Below are 2,989 nucleotides of genomic sequence, written 5' to 3' on the forward strand. Positions count from 1 at the left end.
CCCAACCACAAGGGGCTCAGCCGTTGGCCTTTGCCTTCGCGGCCCGCGCAGCCTGCTGCTCGACCAGCGTCAGCGCCACGTTGTCACGCAGGTACGCCGGCTCGACCTTCTCCGCAGCAATGCCTTCGCCGCGTGCGAACGCCGGCACCGCCAGTGCCAGCACATCTGCTGCATGCGGCAGCGCCGTCGCATCGAAGCGGCGCAGACCCGCACCCAGCTGCGCGACCAGCGCGCCCTCAGCCGCACCAAAACCGGTGCCGACGCCGTAGACGGATGCGTCTTCCGGCAACGACACCGCCGTCGGTACGCACACGCGCTCGGCATCACGCGCCACCGGCAGTCCATCCACGCGTTCAAAGCGTGCCACGTACAACTCGCCCATCCGCGCATCGATCGCCGACAGGATCTGCTTCTCTTCCATCGGCGCGCGCAGTGCCAGCACCTGCAGCGTCGACACCGGCAGCAACGGGCGATCCAGCGCCAGCGCGATGCCCTGTGCCAGGGCGATCGCCAGGCGCACGCCGGTGAACGCACCGGGACCACGACTGAGTGCGATGCCGTCCAGCTGGCGGCGGCTGATGCCGGCCTCGGCCAGCAGCTCCTCCGCCCACGGCAGGCTCAGTTCGGCATGCCGACGGGGGGCGATCTCGAAGCGTTCCAGTACCTGCCCATCGACATGCAGGGCTACGGAACAGGCTTCGGTGGCGGTTTCAAAGGCAAGCAGTTTCATCGGATCGGGTCAGAACAGGGGGAACGTGGCACCGGGGGCCGGCTCCGGGCCCGCCACGGCGGCGGTCGGGGCTGCGGCATCTGCCACGGGGCCCCATTGTGGCGCAAAGAAGGCCTGCACATCGGCCAGTGCCCGGGTTCGCCGGAACGGCGGCAGCGACTGCAGGAAGACCTTGCCGTATCCACGGTTGAGCAGGCGCGGGTCACACAGCACCAGCACGCCGCGGTCGGTCTCGCTTCGGATCAGGCGGCCAACACCCTGCTTCAGGGCAATGACCGCCTGCGGCAACTGCTCGTCGCGGAACGGATTGCCGCCCTGGGTACGTATTGCCTCCAGCCGCGCCTCATACACCGGATCATCGGGCGTGGCGAAGGGCAGCTTGTCGATCACCACCACGCTCAATGCCTCGCCAACCACATCCACGCCCTCACGGAAGCTGGCCGAGCCCAGCAGCACGCCATTGCCGGATTCACGGAAACGCTGCAGCAGTGTCGCGCGCGGCGCTTCGCCCTGCACGAACAGCGGCCAGGGTCCATCACGCAACGCCTCGGCTGCTTCGCGCAGTGCACGATGCGAAGCGAACAACAGGAACGCCCTGCCCTGCGACGCCTGCAGCACCGGGCGCAGCACCTGGATCAGTGCGGTTCCGAAACCGCGTGCGGCCGGATCGGGCAAACCTTCAGGCAGGTAACACAGTGCCTGCTCGGGCCAATTGAACGGACTGGGCTGTACCAGCGTCTGTGGATCGTCCAGGCCCAGGCGCGTGGCGATGTGCTCGAAACCGCCGCCAACGGTCAGCGTGGCCGAGGTGAAAATCCATGCGGCATGGCTGCGCTCGCGATGTTCGCGCAGCGGCGCGGACACATCCATCGGCGTGCGCTGGCAGCGGAAACCGCGCGGGGTCAACTCGTACCAGAGCACGTCGCCGGCGGCGGCGGTCGCTTCGGCAGGATCGGCATCGAAATCAAGCGCGGGTTCTTCATCACCCAGCCAACGGCCCAGCCGCGAGATCGCCTCGCGCGCGCGCGCATGGCAGGCATCCAGGCCGGCAGCGGCTTCGCGCAACGGTTGCAATGCCTGCTCCAGCACCACCAGGCTGGACATCACCGCATCGAAACCCTCGCGTACCTGCGGCATCGCCAACGCCCGCCACTGTGTACCGCGCGCGGGCAAGCCTTCCATCGCAGCACGCAGCGCAGCCAAGGCCTGCTGCAGATGATCGACCGGTTCCTGCAATGTCGACTGCGCGCCCCCCACGCCGCGTGCTTCAACCAGACAGTCTCGGCCCAGTTCCTGCCAGGGGCGCATGCCGAAGCCCTCGCCGAAGAACTGCGCGGCCAGCTCGGGCAACTGATGGGCCTCGTCGATGACGAAGGCCTGCGCACCGGGCAACAGCTCACCGAAGCCCTCCTGCTTCAGCGCGAGATCGGCGAGCAACAGGTGGTGGTTGACCACGACCAGGTCGGCGGCCTGAGCACGCTGGCGGGCACGCACGACGAAACAGTCATCCCAGAAGGGACACTCGTTGCCCAGGCAGTTGTCGACGGTGGAGGTGACCATCGGCAGCAGCGGCGAGTCATCGGCCAGACCATCGAGTTCAGCGATATCGCCCGAATCCGAGCGCCCGGACCAGGCCAGGATGCGCTGGAACTGTGCCGCCTGTTCGGGGCTGGAAAAACGCGGCTCACCGCGTGCCTGCTGCAGGCGATAGCGGCACAGGTAGTTGCTGCGTCCCTTCAACAACGCGCTGCGCAGTCCGACGCCCAGCGCCTGGCGCACGCGCGGCAGGTCACGGTGATAGAGCTGGTCCTGCAGCGCGCGGGTACCGGTGGAAATGATGGTACGCATTCCGGACAGCAGCACCGGTACCAGATAAGCAAAGGTCTTGCCGGTGCCGGTACCGGCTTCGGCGAGCAGCAGGTCGCGCTGCTGCATCGACGCGGCAATGGCCTCGGTCAGGCGCAGCTGCGCAGGACGCGGGACGAATGCATCCAGATGGGAGGCGAGCGCGCCGCCTTCGCTGAGGGCTTCGCGGCTGGCATGGACAAGGTCGGACATCAGGTGGAAAGGATACCCGGCCGGGCGCTGCCCGGCACCCGTTTCAAGCCGGAGCACAGGCAAAAGCAACAGCAACGGCTTGCGTTCATGGCTCTGGGTTGCTGTTGCGGGTTGGCGGGGGGCTGGGGGTTTGCGGGGACGCCGTGAACCCATCCATGGGGGCTTGGCCGCGGCATCCATGCCGCGGACACCCCGCAACCC

The 2,989-nt window shown here is 67.7% G+C and carries 2 protein-coding genes; both read right to left on the minus strand.

Translation table 11 applies throughout. The features are described 5' to 3' along the window. Positions 1–16: 16 nt before the first annotated feature. Positions 17–730, minus strand: a complete 714-nt coding sequence (gene tsaB / locus DBR20_RS13545) for a tRNA (adenosine(37)-N6)-threonylcarbamoyltransferase complex dimerization subunit type 1 TsaB (RefSeq protein WP_108266542.1) — start codon at positions 728–730, stop codon at positions 17–19. A 9-nt stretch (positions 731–739) separates the two neighbouring features. Beyond that, positions 740–2,788: an ATP-dependent DNA helicase gene (locus DBR20_RS13550; protein ID WP_108266543.1), complete on the minus strand. Its 2,049-nt coding sequence runs from the start codon at positions 2,786–2,788 to the stop codon at positions 740–742. Positions 2,789–2,989 lie beyond the last annotated feature (201 nt).

It is taken from the genome of Stenotrophomonas sp. HMWF023 (assembly GCF_003060985.1).
GTDB classification, from domain to species: Bacteria; Pseudomonadota; Gammaproteobacteria; order Xanthomonadales; family Xanthomonadaceae; genus Stenotrophomonas; species Stenotrophomonas lactitubi.

Excerpts from the sequence above, each read along its gene's own strand:
- tsaB (WP_108266542.1), bottom strand. The coding sequence starts at position 730 with ATGAAACTGCTTGCCTTTGAAACCGCCACCGAAGCCTGTTCCGTAGCC.
- DBR20_RS13550 (WP_108266543.1), bottom strand. The coding sequence starts at position 2,788 with ATGTCCGACCTTGTCCATGCCAGCCGCGAAGCCCTCAGCGAAGGCGGC.